We start from the raw sequence: 18,052 nt of genomic DNA, 5'->3' as shown, positions 1-18,052 counted from the left end.
TAAGGGCTCTCACCCTTGAGCTTATTTAAGTAATTTACTTAAGTCTTTTGCATCCCAATGTGGGAAGTGCTTGCGAATCAGAGCATTCAGTTCCAGTTCAAAGGCAGAGAAATCTCCAACTTGAACTTCAGCTTCGCTCAGACGCTCGCGAATCAGACCCGCACCTACCGTGACATTGGTCAGGCGGTCGATGATGATGAAACCACCAGTATCTGCACAGTCTTGATACGCATCCAACGCTACCGTTTCATTCAGAGACCACTCACAAGCAGCGATACCGTTCAATGGCACTTCTTGCGCATCATGCTGAGAAAGGTTGTTAATGTCGTACTGGTATTGAATCGCTTCAACCTGACCAACGGTTTTCTTACCCGCGATCTTGATGTCGTACTCTTTACCTGGCTTAAGTGCGTCTTCCGTCATCCAGACTACGTCTGCCAGCACGCGGTTGGTTGAGTCGATGTCCGCATTTTCCAGAACAATCAAGTCACCACGGCTGATGTCGATTTCATCTTCAAGTGTTAGCGTTACTGCCTGACCTGCAAATGCAGATTCTAGATTTCCGTCGAAAGTCACAATGCTTTCTACTTTCGATGTTTTACCCGATGGCAGAGCGCGAATCGCATCACCCACTGAAATAGAACCAGAAGACACAGTGCCCGCGAAACCACGGAAGTCGAGGTTTGGACGGTTAACGTACTGAACTGGGAAACGGAACTCACCGTCGCCTTTCTCCTGATCTACATCTACATCTTCCAGTAGCTCAAGCAGTGATGGACCTTCGTACCAGCTCATTGGCTCGCTCTTATCCACCACGTTGTCACCTTCCAGAGCTGAAATTGGGATCAGCTGGATGTCGATGTTGCTTTCAAGCTTCTTAGAGAACTCCAGGTACTCTTGCTTGATTTGCTCGTAACGCTCTTGAGAAAACTCCACCAAATCCATTTTGTTGACTGCCACAATAAAGTGACGAATCCCCAACAGGCTTGAGATAAATGAGTGACGACGTGTTTGATCCAAAACGCCTTTACGCGCATCCACAAGGATGACTGCTACGTCACACGTCGACGCACCTGTCGCCATGTTACGCGTGTACTGCTCATGTCCCGGGGTATCGGCGATGATGAACTTACGCTTCTGCGTCGAGAAGTAACGGTACGCTACGTCGATAGTGATCCCTTGTTCACGCTCGGCTTGTAAGCCGTCAACCAGAAGTGCCAGGTCAGGCTTCTCACCTGTGGTTCCCACACGTTGACTGTCAGAGTGAACTGCCGCTAGCTGATCTTCATAAATCTGCTTGGAGTCATGCAGCAAGCGACCGATTAATGTACTTTTACCATCATCTACTGAACCACAAGTCAGGAATCTAAGTAGAGATTTGTGTTGGTGTTGATTGAGGTAACCTTCGATCCCCAATTCGGCTAATTGAGCTTCAACAGCACTGTTCATGATTTCTTTCCTTAGATTTAGAAGTAGCCTTGACGTTTCTTAAGTTCCATCGACCCTGATTGGTCGTGGTCGATAGCACGTCCCTGACGTTCACTGGATGTCGCCACCAGCATCTCTTCGATGATTTCTGGTAGTGTGGTTGCTTCAGATTCAATCGCACCCGTTAGTGGATAACAACCAAGAGTACGGAAACGAACGCTTAGCTCTTCTACTTTCTCATCTGGACGAATTTCCATGCGATCATCATCAACCATGATCAGCATGCCATCGCGCTCTACCACTGGGCGTTTTTCTGCCAGGTACAGAGGCACGATTTCAATGTTCTCCAGAAGGATGTATTGCCAGATGTCTAGCTCGGTCCAGTTTGAAAGTGGGAATACACGAATGCTCTCCCCTTTGTTTACCTGACCGTTGTATGTTTTCCAAAGCTCAGGACGCTGGTTTTTCGGGTCCCATGTGTGGTTCTTGTCGCGGAAAGAGTACACACGCTCTTTAGCGCGAGACTTCTCTTCGTCACGACGGGCACCACCAAACGCAGCATCAAAGCCGTATTTGTTCAAAGCTTGTTTCAGACCCTGAGTTTTCATGATGTCGGTGTGCTTGGAAGAACCGTGAGTAAACGGACCAACACCCATGGCTAAACCTTCTGGGTTCTTGTGGACCAAAAGGTCAAAACCGTATTTCTCTGCAGTGCGATCGCGAAATTCGATCATTTCTCGGAATTTCCAGTCGGTATCCACGTGCAGTAGTGGGAAAGGAATTTTCCCCGGGTAGAATGCTTTACGTGCTAAGTGCAACATTACCGATGAGTCTTTACCGATGGAGTACATCATGACAGGGTTGTCGAACTCAGCAGCTACTTCACGGATGATATGAATGCTCTCCGCTTCCAACTGCTTTAAGTGAGTTAATCGTTGTTGATCCATTTTCTATCGCTTCCTTTAAGGCTCGTCGACGAGCTTTCAAATTGCTCAGAGTCGAACAAGAGTTACGCAAAACTCATTGCAGGCTCTAAATCTTGTTGGTTTTCACCAAACCAGCTCAGCTTGCTAGACAGACTAACCACTTCCCCTACCACAATGAGGGAAGGCGACTCCGCATGCGCGGCTAAATCTGCCAACTCACTTAGCTGGCCTTTGAATACTTTCTGACAGGATTGAGTACCACGTTCGATGATGGCGATCGGGGTTGAGCTGTCCCGACCATGCTCGATCAACTGGTCCTGAATATAGCTTGATTTCATCAGCCCCATGTAGATAACCAGGGTCTGATTACCACGGGCCAATGTTGACCAGTCCATCTGATCGCTTTCTGCTTTGAGGTGACCAGTAATGAACATGGCAGACTGAGCATAATCACGATGCGTAAGAGGGATCCCCGCATAAGCCGTTGCCCCTGCTGCTGCCGTAATGCCTGGAATAACCTGAAACGGGACACCCGCATCAAAGAGTACTTCCAGCTCTTCACCGCCACGACCAAACACAAACGGATCGCCACCTTTAATACGCACAACCCGATGACCCTGGCGAGCAAAATCCACCAGCAATTGATTGGTCTTCTCCTGAGGCACACTGTGGTGCCCTGCGCGTTTTCCGACACACACCAGAATGGTGTCATCTGGGACCAATGCCATAATTTCATCAGATACCAGATAGTCGTATAACACGACATCGGCTTGTTGAAGGTAACTCAGCGCCTTCAGTGTCAGCAATTCAGCATCACCAGGACCAGCCCCTACTAATGCCACTTCGCCCGGACGCAGTTTGCTTTTTCGAAGCGATTTCGAATGGTCTGCCACTAAACGAGGCTTTTTATTAGGGAATGTCAGTGTGTCTTTACCGGCCATGGTGCTCATCATCATTTTTCCTGTGATGCTGGCATTATGACCAGCTACCGTTATTACCTGAAATTCTAAAATTTCATTTTTTATTCGAAAAGTTGATAAGAACAAAAAGGCATGAGAAATCAGCAATGAGCCAATTATTCATTTCGTGGCAAACTTTCCCTACATCGTCCTGAATTTCTATTTATAAGATGCAGTTTAATGAAGCAGTCAATTACAAACCCAACAGAAAATTTGGTCTTTGGCTAACACTCTGACATTTCCACCTTTACCCTAGATCACACAATTGATAAGCAAGACAAATCTGTTTCATGAATTTTTGTTACATTTCGACACGTCCATTTTCATCTTATTACTCTGGAGCAAATCATGAAGCTGGCTGTGAAACCTCTTTCCGTTGCAGTACTTGGCGGCATGTTAACCATTGCGGGTCCGGCAATGGCAGACACCATTAAATTAAGAATCATCGAAACGACAGATATTCACACCAATGTGATGGATTATGACTATTACAAAGACAAGCCATCTCAGAAAATTGGTCTGACGCGTGCAGCAACTCTGGTGAAAGAAGCCCAGAAAGAAGTGACTAACAGTGTGCTGGTCGACAATGGGGATCTGATTCAAGGTAGCCCAATGGGTGACTACATGGCTGCCAAAGGCATCGAAAAAGGCGAAGTTCACCCTGTTTATAAGGCGATGAACCAGCTTAACTACGATGTTGGTAACATTGGTAACCATGAGTTCAACTATGGGTTGGACTTCTTAATGGAAACGCTGGACGACGCCAACTTCCCTTACATCAGCGCCAACGTTTTCGATAAGAAAACCGGCGAGCACTATTTCACCCCGTACATCATCAAAACCCACCAGTTTAAAGACACCGATGGCGACATGCAGGAAGTCAAAGTGGGTTACATTGGCTTTGTACCGCCACAAATCATGGTTTGGGATAAGAAAAACCTTGAAGGAAAAGTTTTCGCAAAAGACATCAAAGAGACCGCCGAAGAACTGGTACCAAAGATGAAAGCAGAAGGCGCTGACGTGATTGTCGCGATTCCTCACTCCGGTGTATCAACCGACCCATTCAAAGCGGGTGCTGAAAACTCAACCTTGTACTTGTCTGAAGTAGAGGGCATTGACGCCATTGCTTTTGGTCATGCGCACGCCGTTTTCCCGGGTAAAGGGTTCGACAATATCCAAGGTATCGATAACAAGAAAGGCACCATCAATGGTGTAGTTTCTGTCATGCCTGGTCGCTGGGGTAGCCATGTCGGTGTAATGGACTTGGTACTTGAAAAAGACGGTGAGGGCTGGAAAGTCTCAGGCGGGCAAGCAGAAGCACGCCCAATCTTTGATAAGAAAACCAAAAGTGCGCTGGCTGAGCCGGATCAAGCGATCGTAAAAGCGCTGGAATCCGATCACAAAGGCACGCGTGACTTTGTTAACCAGCCAATTGGTAAAGCGAATGATGTGATGTACAGCTTCCTTGCGCTGGTTCAGGATGATCCAACGATTCAAATCGTCAACTTAGCGCAAAAAGACTACGTAGAACGCTTTATTCAGGGCGACCCTGATCTTGATGGCATTCCTGTTCTGTCTGCGGCTGCACCGTTTAAAGCTGGCGGTCGTAAAAATGACCCGGCTAACTTCACAGAAGTTGAGTCTGGCGAGCTGACCTTCCGTAACGCTGCGGATCTTTATCTATATCCGAACACTTTGGTTGCCTTGAAAGTCACAGGTAATGAAGTGAAAGAATGGCTGGAGTGCTCTGCCGGGCAATTCAAGCAAATCGATGTGAATTCCACTGCCCCGCAAGGTCTGATTGACTGGGACGGTTTCCGTACCTACAACTTCGATGTAATTGACGGTGTGAACTACCAGATCGATATCACTCAACCAGCGAAATACGATGGCGACTGTAAAGTCATTAACCCGGACTCGGAGCGTATTATTGGTCTGACTTATCAGGGTAAGCCTATCGATATGAAGCAAGACTTCATCATCGCTTCCAACAATTACCGCGCCTACAGCAACAAGTTCCCAGGTACGGGTTCAGAATTTGTGGCGTTCGATGCCCCAGATGAAAACCGCACGGTTTTGGCGAATTACATTTCTCGCGTCAGTCAGGAAAAAGGTCAGTTTGCACCAAGTGCAGACAACAACTGGACATTTGCGCCGATCAACAACAAGACCAAGCTGGACATTCGCTTTGAAACATCACCTAGCGATAAGGCAGCTTCCTTTATTAAAGATAAAGGTCAGTATCCAATGAAGCGTGTAGCAACAGACGACGTAGGTTTCGGTGTCTACCGCCTGGAACTTCAGAAGTAATCTCTACCCAACAGAGCCAACTCTGATTAAGATAAACCGCAGCCAAGGCTGCGGTTTTTTAATGCATCCCACCTATACCAATATATAAACTGAAGTTTTCAGGCAAAACTCGAAAATCCGCTTTTTCCAAAGCTCGAGAAACTTCAACATTTTCGCTATTTGCAGAGTAGAAATGATGATCAGCTCCACCAGTCGCCAGTATCGGAGAGAAGAAATCTGTCTTAATTTTTAAGTGATGTTTTGCGCTGATCGAGGAAATAAATTCTGCTAAGCGAGCTTGCACCTTTTCTTCGTCCAGTTTTTTCGAGAAATAATCTATCTGGTAGTCATCCATAAAACAGAATTGATGTTCATAAATCAACAAATCACCATCATCAAAGAAAAAATATTGCACATACCTTTCCCTGTCTTCTTGCTTGAATGTCTTTAAGACTTTTTCATCATAGTCCACTTTGAGGACTGACAAATTGCAATCATCGGCATAAGCAAACATGGGGAGGAGAATCAATAACCATAGGAATTTTTTCATATTAGATAACCTTAACTTTCATCTTTTTATCGGTTCGAACCTCAATATGCCAGCACTGATTTGAAATATTGGTCTCATCGATATACTTTTCAATGTACCCTTCTTCAGCCAGTTCTTTCAGCCTTTTACTAAATTCATTTTTATTAAAATTATCATTCATAGCTCTTGTAGAGCCGACACCAATATCAATGACATTTAGTTTCTTATATTCTTCAACACTAACAACATGTCTAGATATTCCTTGCCCCGCATCTTTCAATCTATCTATTTCATCAACCATTAATTTTATGGCATCCGTTCGACTTTTATCTTTGTTCTCTTCATAAACTCTTAAGACTTTGTCACCTTTCCAGCTATATAACTTGTACTGCTTTTTTAAATTCTTGGACGCCTCACGGTACATAATCGAGGCTTGCTCCTGAGGTGTTCTTAATGTACTTGTAATTACAGCGTGCTTCATGCCAGAACGTGCCAATGCTAGTTTAATGACGGACATTGAGTTCACACTAACAATTCTCTTTGAATTAGGAATATTGTGCTTATATGTAACTTTATATTCATTTAGCGAAAGTTCTGGTTCAGCCTTAAGCATGCAATACTTTTGTCTCGTCTTAATGGAGTTTGATAGTTTTGCTTGCTCCTTCTTGTTAAAGAAAGCTAATAGCGATGAAAATGTTCGCCCTTTAGGGTCTACTCTTCCATCAGGTTTCCAACCCGGCATAATCTTGCGTTGAAATGAAATTATCTCTCTGATGGTATTTTTCCCAGCAATCCCATCATCATCTAACTTTTTCTTTCCTAAATAACTATTTAAAAGCACCTGAACAAGTTTTACATCGTCTTTTTTGTTGATTCCTTTCAAACCTACAGAAGCAGATATATTTAACATCCTAACACCCAATATCTATGCAATAAAAATAGGGATAGATATCACCTGTATTTCCCATAAAATCAACACTATAAACTATACTTATCGACACGCACATCTGATTAATGTAACCAGTACAAATATCAGTTACACTTCTCGCAATGTAAGTACAAGCAAAGATAGATACTCAAAACTGACATGGAAGAATTATTCAAACAGAATCTCGAACAATTCAATCTTTCGAATGATGAAATTGAGTCCATTTTTTCTTGCGCTACCCTACTCGAACTCCCTACTCGGCATATTCTGACGCATCAGGGGGAGTTTCCTTCGCACGTTTACTTCCTGCTGGAAGGGCTTTGCCATGCTTGTTACCTCACCAGTGATGGCAAACAGTACAGTAAAGAGTTCTACTGGGAGGTGGATTGGCTGATCAGCTTCGAAAGCCTGGTGAAGAGCGAGCCGTCTCCTTATCTTCTGGAATCGCTGACACCAATCAAACTGTTGTCGTTTCCGGTCGAATTGATCGAGCGTTGGCGAGCAGAATCTCACCCTCTATATATTCGCCTGCTGGAAACCCAGTTGATGTATAAAGAAGGTAAAGAGCGCTTTATGCTGCTTCACTCGCCTGAAGAAAAATACAGCCTGTTTTGTGAAACCTATCCAGAGTTGCTATCACGTGTGACCGACTACCAGATTGCAGCCTATCTGGGGATCACACACATCAGCCTCAGCCGGATCAAAAAGCGAATAAAGGATAAAATTAACAAAAGTTAACGAGTACTTACTTTGGTTGTCTTAAGTTGGTCTCTTACGTAATACGAGGTTCACTATGGCAAACTGGCAACTCCTTTCTTTTGATCAACTCTCTAATATCCAGCTCTACCAAATGCTCAAACTACGCGTGGATGTATTCGTGGTAGAGCAAGACTGCTCTTATTCCGAATTGGATGACAAAGACCATTTAGATGGGGTTTATCACCTGCTGGGTTACGAAGGAGAAGAACTGATTGCTTGTGCCAGGTTGCTTGCCAGAGGGATCAGCTACCCAGAAACCACCAGCATTGGCAGAGTGGTGACCAAAGAAAGTGCTCGAGGTCATGGCTTGGGGCATGAACTCATGGAGCAAGCGGTCACTCACCTGGAGATGCAATGGGGGAAAGTAGCAATCAAAATCAGTGCACAACAGCATTTGAGCGATTATTACAATCGACACGGTTTTGTTCAGTGCACTGAGATGTACCTTGAAGACGGTATTCCACATATTGGCATGATAAGAGAGCCTAAGTAACGTGCCGCTCGCTCCGACTAACTTAGCGCTTTTGTTCTTAATCATCGGTAACCTGCTGGCCGCCATTTCGGATGTCGCAGTTAAGATGCTTGATGATGGTGCCAGCGTGTTTCAGTACATGTTCATACGCCAACTCATTTCGGTTCTGGTGATATTGCCACTTTTTCTGCGTTTGCAACCGACGGAAAGAAGGTTGAAAGGTGCCAGTATCAATTTACTTCGCGCCCACCTTATCTTAGTTGGCAGCGGATGTATGATGGTAGCAATTACTCACTTACCGCTCGCTACCGCTAATGCCGTCTTTTATGCCGCGCCACTATTGATGCTTCCTCTGTCTTTGTGGGTATTGAACGAAAAACCCGCCACAGGAAAAGTCATTGGTACTCTTGTCGGTTTTATTGGCGTGTTGTTGGTGCTGCGACCTTCCCAATTCCATTGGGCTGCGATTTTTGCTTTAGGCACCGCCATAACACTGGCGCTGTTCAACGTTCTGGTGCGTAAACTACCGGGCAATCAGCCTGTATCTGCCACGCTCTTCTGGACTTCTTTGTTCTCCCTCCCCGTTTCCGGGATATTGGCTTGGTTCCACTGGCAACCTCTTTCCATGACTTCTCTGGTCTGGATTGTTCTGAGCGCTGCCTGCATTCTTTCCTACAATGGTTTTGCTGTGGCGGCTTATAAGAAAGCGGAAACGTCTCAAATTGCGCTAGCAGAGTATTCTGGTCTGTTATTTGTCACCTTATTTGGCATCTGGTGGTTTGCTGAAATACCCGACTGGCTGACTGCCATAGGTATCTTGCTGATTGTCTTACCAATGATGCCAATAAAAAACGTTAAGAAGCCTCATTCTCCGCAATAACGTCTAAACTTTTTATGACATGGTGAATACTTCAGCACTTTTATCCGGTCTTTGTTGAAGTTAATACGCTATTCCTGAATGTTCTCTGCTCATCGCAGACATTTCAGAATGGCATCACTGAATTCATACAAAGGTGCAGATAACCGTGGCTGAATATGCGCAACAGTTTAATCTTTGGGCGTCGCAACAGACACTCCTGAGCTTGATGCTTGGGATTGTTCTGATTTCGTATTTGCTTGAAGACCTTGCCATATTGGGCGCAGCCGGACTCGCAACTCAAGATGCCATGCCAACTTCCATGGCATTGCTGGCTATATTTATCGGCATTGCAACAGGCGACCTGGGGTTATATTACCTAGGCAAGTGGGCGCAACGTTCTCGTTGGTTGCGCTACCGACTGCTTTCTCACAAGTCTATGCGCTGGGTGCGGAACAGACTACACACACGCCCCATCTTTAATTTATTCATTATCCGATTTATTCCGGGACTGAGAACGCTGGGTTATTCCCTTAGCGGCTTCTTTCAGCTTCCACTGGCATCTTTTATGGCTGCCGTTTTGTTTGCTACAGCGTTATGGACAGCGCTTATCTTTGGCTGCACTTTCTGGCTTGGTCAACAAGCCTGGATTCAAGCCAGCTCTCATCAATGGTTATTGGTTCCGGTGCTCTTCATCACCTTAATCACAGGTAACCGACTCATGAAATCTCGTTTTTCGGGGAGAATACAATGACAAGTTCGCCGATGGCGCTGAATAGCCAGATTGAAGCGATCGAAGTAGATACGGGCATTAACAAAGGTATGCCGAAGTTTATACAGGATCAACAAGGCAGTATTTCACCTTATGAATTTTTGCCTGCCTGGGTTTTCTACACACCTGTCGTCCTGCAGAGCCTTGCACTGGCGCTTCGTTACGGAGACGTTCGTTTACCACTGGTGGCAAACCCTTCTATCAAACTGAGTGGCATGGTGGGTGAGTCAAAGCACGACATTCTTTCTTTGGCAGGTGACTATGCCAAACAGTGGATTTCCCCGTTTATCACCGTGACACAAAGCGGGGAAAGTAACGCATTTCAGGCGGCTCATGCCCATGAGTTAATGCAACAAAACCAGTTGGACTTTCCAATTGTCGCCAAGCCAGACCTTGGCTGTCGTGGCGCAGGCGTAAAATTACTGCAGAATCTGGAACAACTGGAAGCGTACTTTGCGAGTTTTCCATTGCACTCACGCTTTCTACTGCAGGAAAAAGCCCCGTACCCTGCCGAAGCCGGTGTGTTCTACATACGCTACCCGGGGGAAAAACGCGGTAAGGTCATTTCTCTGACTCTCAAGTACGCGCCCTTTGTGACCGGAGATGGAGTCTCCACACTCGAGCAACTTATTGAATCCGATTCCCGCGCAGGTCAGTTAACACATCTGTATTTCCCTCGCCATCAGGACAAACTCAATCTCGTACTGGAAAAAGGGGAATCTTTTCAGTTGGCATTTGCGGGAAGCCATAGCCGGGGCAGCATATTCCGCAATGGCAACGAATTTATTTCGGATGCTCTGGCTCGTCAGCTCGACCGTATTTTTGATGATGTGGACGGTTTTTGTTATGGCCGCCTCGACATCAAGTTTCAGGATATTCACCAGCTCATGGATGGAAAGAACTTCACCATATTGGAAATCAATGGTGCCAGTTCAGAGGCTGCACACATTTGGGACAGAAAAACACCTCTCAAAGAGATTTTTTCTACTTTGCTTTTTCAATATCGAACGCTGTTTGCGATCGGCGCACTGCAAAAGAAAGCCGGACACAAACCACCGTCTATCAGTCAGCTTCTGGCTGCGTGGCGGGAAGAAAAACAGCTTGTCAGTGTGTATCCGCAAACCGACTAGAATAAGGATAACTTATGCAAATTGCGCCTATTTCGCTTACTGCCCCCGTTCAGGGTTTTTCAGCCACCATTACTGGCACCATTGAAACTATCGAGCAAGGTATTGCTCTGTTGATGCAAATCGGCAATGAAGACTATCAAAAAGCGGCACCTCCTCTGGTAACGAGCTCTATGGGAGAGCATTGTCGCCACGTTCTGGATATCTTTCATGCGCTATCTGATTTTGAAAATGGCGTTGACTATAACCAGCGCAGGCGGGGTCACGAAGTGGAGAAAACGCGAGAGCTTGCCATTGTAGAGTTTCAGTCAATTAAACAATGGTTAAGTCAGCTAACTCCCGATGAAATCAAGCAGACAGTCACGGTAAAAACAGAAGTTGCGTTATCTGAAACTCTGAGTGCTGAAGTGTCTGCACAACTGGAGAGAGAGATCGCCTTTGCTGCCGCCCATGCCACTCACCATTATGCTCTGATGAAGGTGCTGGCTATTCAGCTTGGGTATCAAACCGACAAAGAATTGGGGTTTGCTCCGGCAACATCTTCTTACCTAAGGGAGAAGAGTTGATGTGTACCGTATCTTGGCTTCTGACCGACAACGGCTATCAGGTATTTTTCAACCGGGATGAACAGAAAAGCCGGGCACAAGCGGTGCCACCAACGCCATTTTGCCAGCAAGGTGTTGAGTATCTGATGCCTGTCGACCCGGATGGCGGCGGCAGTTGGATAGCCACCAATGAGCATGGTCAGTCCATTTGCCTGCTCAATTACTATCAGGGGGTGATGCCAAAAGGAGAACTCACCAGCCGCGGGCAATTGGTGAAATCTCTCGCATCATTCACCAACTACGCTCAGGTAGACGAGTACTTGCAATCCATTGAACTCTCTCAATTCGCGCCGTTTTCAATGCTGATATTTGAGCCGGATCTGACCAAACATAACTCCACGGTAAAAGGAGTGTGCTGGACAGGGCAATCTCTGGTCTACATCCGCCCGAATCCACCTTTGATTTCATCGTCGGTCGATTACCAAATGGCGTTTGAACTGCGCAGCGAATGCTATCAGTCGTTTACGGCTATCGAAGCTAATGTGGATCAACTGCTGGCCTTTCACTCATCTCATATTCCAAGCAAGGGGCATCTTTCGACCTGTATGCACCGCAAAGACGCGCACACCGTCAGCTTTACGCACATCTTGGTCAATGAGTCCGAAAAAGGCATGAGTTACTACCCAGGTTCACCCTGTACTGGTGTCAGTGAATCCTATCTGACCCAAAACCGAATTTCATTACTTCCTACATCAAATGTAAAAATTGCATAGCGAGGATCTAACTATGAAACGCATTATCGTTATTTTATGTACTGCATTACTCGGGCTGTTTTCTTCATTAAGCTATGCGGCAGACCCTATCTATACTGGCTTCTTCAGCAATAAAGCCATATCAGGCTATGACGCCGTAAGTTACTTTGAAGCTAGCGAGCCACAAAAAGGGAACAGCGATTACAAGATTGAATATCAGGGAGCCAACTGGTATTTCACGTCCAAAGAAAACCTCGATAAGTTCGTTAAAAACCCCGAGAAATACGCGCCGCAATATGGTGGCTATTGTGCATGGGCAGTCGGAGCGAAAAACGACACTGCCCCCGGTGACCCACTTCAGTGGAACATTGTGGATGGCAAGCTTTACCTCAACTACGACGCTGATATCAAATCTCGCTGGGAAAAAGACATTCCAGGCTTCATTGAAAAAGGTGACCAAAACTGGCCATCTTTGGTGAGCAACTAGGAGAACCCTATGCAGACTTCTCCTTTTCAGCTTCCGGCAAAAACACCATTTCGCATTGTAGAGAGAGTGGCAGAACGATTAACCGGGCTGAGCTATTTAGACTCGCTCTACCAAAAGCGACCAATGGATCTCGATTGCTTTGAGTTTATGGATTACACCCTCTCAGCACTCAATATTGATTACAGGGTACAACAAGGTTCGTTGGACAGCATTCCAGAAGCTGGACCCGTTGTAATTGTCGCAAATCACCCTTTGGGGGCAATCGAAGGGGTCATACTGGCAGCACTGGTGAGGCACCGTCGCCCCGACGTTAAAGTCATGGCGAACGAGATGCTAAAGCAATTGCCAGAACTGTCTGATCTGTTTATCGGGGTAGACGTTTTCGAATCGAAAAAGGCAATGAAAACCAATTTAACGGCTATGCGCCACGCTCATCAGCACCTTGCAGATGGCAATGCGTTGATCATTTTCCCTGCCGGAGAAGTGTCTACGTTCCAGGATGCCCAATTGCAGGATAAAGCGTGGAGCCGCTCGGTAGCCAAACTGGTCAAAAAAAGTGAAGCCACCTGTGTGCCTATCTATATTGAAGGCAGAAACAGCTCACTGTTCTACTTTGCAGGTAAAATTCATCCGCTATTGCGTACTGCAATGTTAGGCAGAGAAATGATCGGCAAAAGCTCTTCTCAGATCCAGTTATCGATCGGTGAACCAATCCTTTACTCGGAGCTTAAATCCCTGGAAACCGAGCAAGATCTGGTGCATTACTTGAGGTTGAACACTTACTTGCTGCGAAAGCAACAAACGGAATCAGAACATGAGTTAGCCGCTCAATTCTCGGTTCCGGTCAGAGATGCTGTTGATCCCTTGGTACTAAAAGGTGAGATCGAGTCACTTCCAGGCGACACGCGTTTGATCTCTCAAGGTGATTTTCATGTTTTCTGCGCTCGGAAAGCGCAGATCCCGAATATCATTCAGGAGATAGGAAGGGTTCGTGAAGCCAACTTTCGAGATGTCGGTGAAGGCACCGGAAAAGCGCTCGATCTCGATCATTACGACGAGTACTACGATCACCTGTTCATCTGGCATGAAAAAGATCAACAACTGGTTGGCAGTTATCGCTTGGGAAAAGTCGATAAGATCTTAGAGAAGCAAGGTCTGGAAGGGCTCTATTCCCGCAGCCTGTTTAAATACAGTCAGAAATTTATCGAAAGCTTAGATCAATCCATAGAACTAGGGCGTTCTGTGGTCAACAAACCCTATCAGAGAAACATCCAGTCTCTGCTTATGCTTTGGAAAGGGATCGCCAGTTACGTCTACAAGAACCCTGAATACACACATCTGTTTGGTCCTGTCAGCATCAGTAATGATTACAGTCAGGTAGCCAGACAACTGATGGCAAGCTGTCTGTCGATCCACCATTACGATCAGCACAAAGCAAATCTGGTTTCACCATCTGTGCCACTGAAAGAAGATCGCAATGTGTTCTGGCGCAACGACATGTTAAGTGCTTTGGGGAGTGTTCAGTTGCTTTCTAAGGTACTGTCAAGGATGGAAAAAGGAAAAGGTCTTCCTGTTTTGCTAAGGCAGTACCTAGGGCTGAATGGTCAGTTGGTTTGCTTTAATGTCGACCCAGAATTCAATGATGCACTGGATGGTCTGATTGTTGTCGATTTGCTGAATGTTCCGCAAAAGACGCTCGGAAAATATATGGGTAAGGAAGAATCGGTCGCTTATCTGGCACACCATGAATAAACTCAAGGGCTTCATTGTGAAGCCCTTTTTCATGCTCGATTATTTACTTCGTCCAAAACTACCATCAGACAACCGGAAGAACATGACTGAGCCGGTTCGACTTTCCAACTGTAAGATGTCGAGCTTCCCAGCATCGTCTAACTTGAAACGAATCAGTTGCCCTTCCCGAATTTTACTCAATGGCTTGTCTAAACCTTCAATTTTGACCAAGGCATTCAAATCCGCCATGGGTAAAGAGTTCGCTCGAAATACCTGAGCCAGTGTATCGCCACCTTTGACTGTGTATTGCTCCCAAGTGTCCTCTCGGGAAGAAGACGAGTTATTGGAAGTTTGTTCACTTAACCCCGTAGTGTTGATTTCCAAAGGCTTACGTGTGTTTTCCGCTTGTTGTTCTGTTGCATCAGGTGCGCTTTCTTCATCAGACACAGGAATAAGAAGCAACACAATCACCACCGCCGCCAAAGAGGGAATAGCACGGCGATGCAATTTAGGTAAATCTAACCAATACGTTTTGACCGATTTCGCTTTCTCTCGCCAATCAACCTTTTCTATTTTGCTTTTGAATTGTTCGAATATTCCCGGCTGGCGCGAACGTGCCACTCTCCGATTCATAATACTTACACCCTAACGAACTGTCTTCCTATTATCCATGAACCTGTGCAGCGAAAAAAACTCAGTGCAACACAAGTTAACAGTATCTTGACTTATATTGGCATTTGACGTTTCTTCGCGCTAGTAGAACTGCTATCCTTTTGCTGCACAAACTCACACAATAGAGAGACAAGATGTCTGAAATCAAATTAGAAACCGTAGAGCAGAAAGCGAGCTACGGAATTGGTCTGCAAATGGGTCAGCAACTTGCGGGCAGTGGTCTTGAAGGTCTGAACGTTGACGCTATCGCAAAAGGTATCGCGACAGCACTAACTGGCGACATGCCAGAAATCGAAGTTGACGAAATTAACAACGCACTTCAAGAGCTTCACACTCGTGCAGAAGCAGCACGTGCAGAAGCGGCTAAAGCGGCAGCAGCAGACGGCGAAGCTTTCTTGAAAGACAACGCTCTACGCCCAGAAGTAACAGTACTTGAGTCTGGTCTTCAGTACGAAGTTATCACTGAAGGCACTGGCGAAATCCCATCTTCTGACAAAACAGTTCGCGTTCATTACCACGGTGAACTAACTGACGGTACTGTATTCGACAGCTCTGTTTCTCGCGGTCAACCTGCAGAATTCCCTGTAACAGGCGTAATCAAAGGCTGGGTTGAAGCACTTCAACTAATGCCTGTAGGTTCTAAGTGGAAACTATACATTCCTCAAGACCTAGCGTACGGCGAACGTGGTGCTGGTGCATCAATTCCTCCATACGCTGCTCTAGTATTCGAAGTAGAACTACTGGCTATCCTGTAATTTCTATTCGTCTCAAAAATGAAGCGGTGCCAGGCACCGCTTTTTTTATCTCTTCACGTACACTGCTCATTCCCGTTTTGTATTCTCGGCACGATTATCTGCTCGAAACGGAAAATCCATCTAGGATTAATAAGTGCCTTTCAAAAGGAATGAGTTATGAAAATTAAAACAACGATTTTAGCGCTTTCTGCGCTGCTGTTAGCCTCTCCAAGCCATGCCTTTTTTGGTTTTGGTAAGTCCGAAGAAAAACCTGCTCTCGATCTTGGTTCATTGGCAAATGATGCTTTCTCAAGTCAGGTAGATACCCAAGCTGATTCCGACTTAGTGAAGATGCTCAGCTCTCAGCTTGATGTGTCTCCTACTCAGGCAACTGGTGGTGCAGGAGCCCTTCTCGCATTGGCATCTAACTCGCTTAGTTCTTCTCAAAACAGCGAGCTTGCTTCTTCCATCCCCGGATTAAGTTCACTTACTGGTTCAATTCCTGGTCTTACAGGGCTTGCCAGCAATTTTGGTGCGGTGACCGATATATTCACTAAGCTTGGGCTGGACCCGTCTATGGTGGGGCAGTTTGCTCCTTTGATCCTGAAATACCTAGGTTCGCAAAACGCCTCAACCGGGCTGTTGGACTCTCTAGGTCAAATCTGGAAGTAATCTGAAAATGGGTGGTTTTTGACCACCCTCTCTTTCAACACAGAAAATTTGTGCCACTCTAACCTTTTTATCAAGGACGAGTAGGTACTATGAAAGACGAAACCCTTTCCATCCACCACGGCTATCAAACAGACCCAACCACAAAAGCCGTAGCAACTCCCGTTTATCAAACTGTTGCGTACGAATTCGATAACGCTCAACACGGCGCCGATCTTTTCAACCTCGAAGTGCCGGGCAATATCTACACACGCATTATGAATCCAACAAATGACGTGTTGGAACAAAGAATGGCAGCCTTAGAAGGCGGAATTGCTGGTCTGGTGGTGAGCGCAGGTAGTGCAGCCATCAATTACGCCATTCTGACGCTGGCACAAAGCGGCGACAACATTGTTTCAACTCCTCAGTTGTATGGAGGTACGTACACCCTGTTTGCACACATGCTTCCCCAGCAAGGAATTGATGTTCGATTTGCCAAAGATGACAAACCTGAGAGTTTGGCTGAGCTTATCGATGAGAATACCAAAGCTGTATATTGCGAATCCATTGGTAACCCCGCAGGCAATATCGTCGACATTGAAGGGATTGCTACTCTCGCACATCAGAAAGGCGTACCGGTAATTGTGGACAATACCGTCGCCACTCCTATTCTGTGTAAGCCCATTCAATATGGTGCAGACATCGTCGTTCACTCTCTGACTAAATATGTTGGTGGGCACGGTACAACCCTTGGAGGAGTAATTGTCGACTCAGGAAAATTCCCCTGGGCACAGCACAAAGATCGATTCCCAGTGTTTAATCAACCTGAGCCTTCTTACCATGGAGTGGTGTACACCGAAGCGTTTGGCGAAGCTGCATTCATCGGTCGAGCTCGTACTGTGCCTCTTCGCAACACTGGTTCAGCACTTTCACCAATGAACGCGTTTATGCTGATGCAGGGTCTAGAAACACTTTCCCTTCGTATGGAACGCCATTGTGACAATGCTAAAAAAGTCGCCGAATATTTGGAAGGTCATAACAAAGTCGGTTGGGTCAGCTACGCCGGACTACCTAATTCGGAACACTACGATCTCGCGCAAAAATATATGAATGGTAAACCTTCGGCGATTTTGTCTTTTGGCTTGAAAGACGGGTATGAGGCTGGCGTGCGTTTCTATGATGCTTTGGAGCTGTTCAAAAGACTGGTTAACATTGGTGATGCCAAGTCATTAGCCTGTCACCCGGCTTCTACTACGCACAGACAAATGAGTGTAGAAGAACAAGCAGCTGCAGGTGTGGTACCTGAAATGATCCGTCTGTCTGTCGGTATTGAACACATAGATGACATCATTGCGGATTTGGAACAAGCACTGAAAGCCTGATCGGCAGACACAAAAAAGCCGAGCTAATGCTCGGCTTTTAAGTTCTTTACGAACTG

At 46.0% G+C, this 18,052-nt stretch carries 19 protein-coding genes; 13 read left to right on the top strand and 6 right to left on the bottom strand.

Features of this window, described 5'->3' with window-relative positions; translation table 11 throughout:
* Positions 1–21: 21 nt before the first annotated feature.
* The 3 genes from cysN to cobA form a co-directional block, all read right to left on the bottom strand.
* Positions 22–1,449, bottom strand: a complete 1,428-nt coding sequence (gene cysN / locus QMG91_RS01900; protein WP_004398430.1) for a sulfate adenylyltransferase subunit CysN — start codon at positions 1,447–1,449, stop codon at positions 22–24.
* A 17-nt stretch (positions 1,450–1,466) separates the two neighbouring features.
* The gene (gene cysD / locus QMG91_RS01895; protein WP_004398431.1) at positions 1,467–2,375 is read right to left on the bottom strand and encodes a sulfate adenylyltransferase subunit CysD; all 909 of its coding nucleotides are present in this window, start codon (positions 2,373–2,375) and stop codon (positions 1,467–1,469) included.
* Positions 2,376–2,437: 62 nt separating this feature from the next.
* Complete coding sequence (gene cobA, locus QMG91_RS01890; RefSeq protein WP_038125075.1) at positions 2,438–3,295, bottom strand: uroporphyrinogen-III C-methyltransferase; 858 nt, start codon at positions 3,293–3,295, stop codon at positions 2,438–2,440.
* Positions 3,296–3,661: 366 nt separating this feature from the next.
* Between cobA and cpdB the strand changes: the two genes are divergently transcribed.
* Positions 3,662–5,623, top strand: coding sequence for a 2',3'-cyclic-nucleotide 2'-phosphodiesterase (cpdB, locus tag QMG91_RS01885; protein WP_281828548.1), 1,962 nt, complete (start codon positions 3,662–3,664; stop codon positions 5,621–5,623).
* A gap of 58 nt (positions 5,624–5,681) precedes the next feature.
* Here the strand turns inward: cpdB and QMG91_RS01880 are convergent, their stop codons facing one another.
* On the bottom strand, positions 5,682–6,152 hold the full coding sequence (locus QMG91_RS01880) for a hypothetical protein (protein WP_223095101.1): 471 nt from the start codon (positions 6,150–6,152) through the stop codon (positions 5,682–5,684).
* Between the two features lies 1 nt (position 6,153).
* On the bottom strand, positions 6,154–7,041 hold the full coding sequence (locus QMG91_RS01875; protein ID WP_223095103.1) for a peptidoglycan-binding domain-containing protein: 888 nt from the start codon (positions 7,039–7,041) through the stop codon (positions 6,154–6,156).
* A 177-nt stretch (positions 7,042–7,218) separates the two neighbouring features.
* Between QMG91_RS01875 and QMG91_RS01870 the strand changes: the two genes are divergently transcribed.
* The 9 genes from QMG91_RS01870 (at position 7,219) to QMG91_RS01830 (ending at position 14,581) form a co-directional block, all read left to right on the top strand.
* Complete coding sequence (locus QMG91_RS01870; RefSeq protein ID WP_281828544.1) at positions 7,219–7,797, top strand: Crp/Fnr family transcriptional regulator; 579 nt, start codon at positions 7,219–7,221, stop codon at positions 7,795–7,797.
* A gap of 55 nt (positions 7,798–7,852) precedes the next feature.
* Positions 7,853–8,311 carry a GNAT family N-acetyltransferase gene (locus QMG91_RS01865; RefSeq protein ID WP_281828542.1) on the top strand — a complete coding sequence of 153 codons (459 nt, stop codon included), beginning with the start codon at positions 7,853–7,855 and terminating at the stop codon, positions 8,309–8,311.
* 1 nt (position 8,312) lies between these two features.
* Complete coding sequence (locus QMG91_RS01860) at positions 8,313–9,170, top strand: DMT family transporter (protein WP_022592107.1); 858 nt, start codon at positions 8,313–8,315, stop codon at positions 9,168–9,170.
* Between the two features lie 205 nt (positions 9,171–9,375).
* The gene (locus QMG91_RS01855; RefSeq protein WP_409351258.1) at positions 9,376–9,900 is read left to right on the top strand and encodes a DedA family protein; all 525 of its coding nucleotides are present in this window, start codon (positions 9,376–9,378) and stop codon (positions 9,898–9,900) included.
* 11 nt (positions 9,901–9,911) lie between these two features.
* Entirely contained in the window at positions 9,912–11,048 is a 1,137-nt protein-coding gene (locus QMG91_RS01850) for a D-alanine--D-alanine ligase (RefSeq protein ID WP_281830425.1), read from the top strand.
* Between the two features lie 14 nt (positions 11,049–11,062).
* Complete coding sequence (locus QMG91_RS01845) at positions 11,063–11,611, top strand: DinB family protein (RefSeq protein ID WP_281828537.1); 549 nt, start codon at positions 11,063–11,065, stop codon at positions 11,609–11,611.
* Complete coding sequence (locus QMG91_RS01840; protein WP_004398440.1) at positions 11,611–12,363, top strand: NRDE family protein; 753 nt, start codon at positions 11,611–11,613, stop codon at positions 12,361–12,363. Before QMG91_RS01845 ends, QMG91_RS01840 begins: the two co-directional genes overlap by 1 nt.
* A 13-nt stretch (positions 12,364–12,376) precedes the next feature.
* The gene (locus tag QMG91_RS01835; RefSeq protein ID WP_281828534.1) at positions 12,377–12,829 is read left to right on the top strand and encodes a YHS domain-containing (seleno)protein; all 453 of its coding nucleotides are present in this window, start codon (positions 12,377–12,379) and stop codon (positions 12,827–12,829) included.
* A gap of 9 nt (positions 12,830–12,838) precedes the next feature.
* Positions 12,839–14,581 carry a lysophospholipid acyltransferase family protein gene (locus QMG91_RS01830; protein WP_281828532.1) on the top strand — a complete coding sequence of 581 codons (1,743 nt, stop codon included), beginning with the start codon at positions 12,839–12,841 and terminating at the stop codon, positions 14,579–14,581.
* Positions 14,582–14,620: 39 nt separating this feature from the next.
* On the opposite strand, the gene QMG91_RS01825 is transcribed toward QMG91_RS01830, so the two are convergent.
* Positions 14,621–15,193 carry a LysM-like peptidoglycan-binding domain-containing protein gene (locus QMG91_RS01825; RefSeq protein ID WP_281828531.1) on the bottom strand — a complete coding sequence of 191 codons (573 nt, stop codon included), beginning with the start codon at positions 15,191–15,193 and terminating at the stop codon, positions 14,621–14,623.
* Between the two features lie 173 nt (positions 15,194–15,366).
* Between QMG91_RS01825 and QMG91_RS01820 the strand changes: the two genes are divergently transcribed.
* The 3 genes from QMG91_RS01820 (at position 15,367) to QMG91_RS01810 (ending at position 17,996) form a co-directional block, all read left to right on the top strand.
* Entirely contained in the window at positions 15,367–15,987 is a 621-nt protein-coding gene (locus QMG91_RS01820) for an FKBP-type peptidyl-prolyl cis-trans isomerase (protein ID WP_004398444.1), read from the top strand.
* 156 nt (positions 15,988–16,143) lie between these two features.
* On the top strand, positions 16,144–16,638 hold the full coding sequence (locus QMG91_RS01815; RefSeq protein WP_004398445.1) for a DUF2780 domain-containing protein: 495 nt from the start codon (positions 16,144–16,146) through the stop codon (positions 16,636–16,638).
* Positions 16,639–16,727: 89 nt separating this feature from the next.
* Positions 16,728–17,996, top strand: a complete 1,269-nt coding sequence (locus QMG91_RS01810; protein ID WP_281828527.1) for an O-acetylhomoserine aminocarboxypropyltransferase/cysteine synthase family protein — start codon at positions 16,728–16,730, stop codon at positions 17,994–17,996.
* Positions 17,997–18,052 lie beyond the last annotated feature (56 nt).

It is taken from the genome of Vibrio nigripulchritudo, from assembly GCF_027924785.1.
Taxonomy (GTDB): domain Bacteria; phylum Pseudomonadota; class Gammaproteobacteria; order Enterobacterales; family Vibrionaceae; genus Vibrio; species Vibrio nigripulchritudo.
This window is presented reverse-complemented; position numbering and strand designations above follow the sequence as displayed.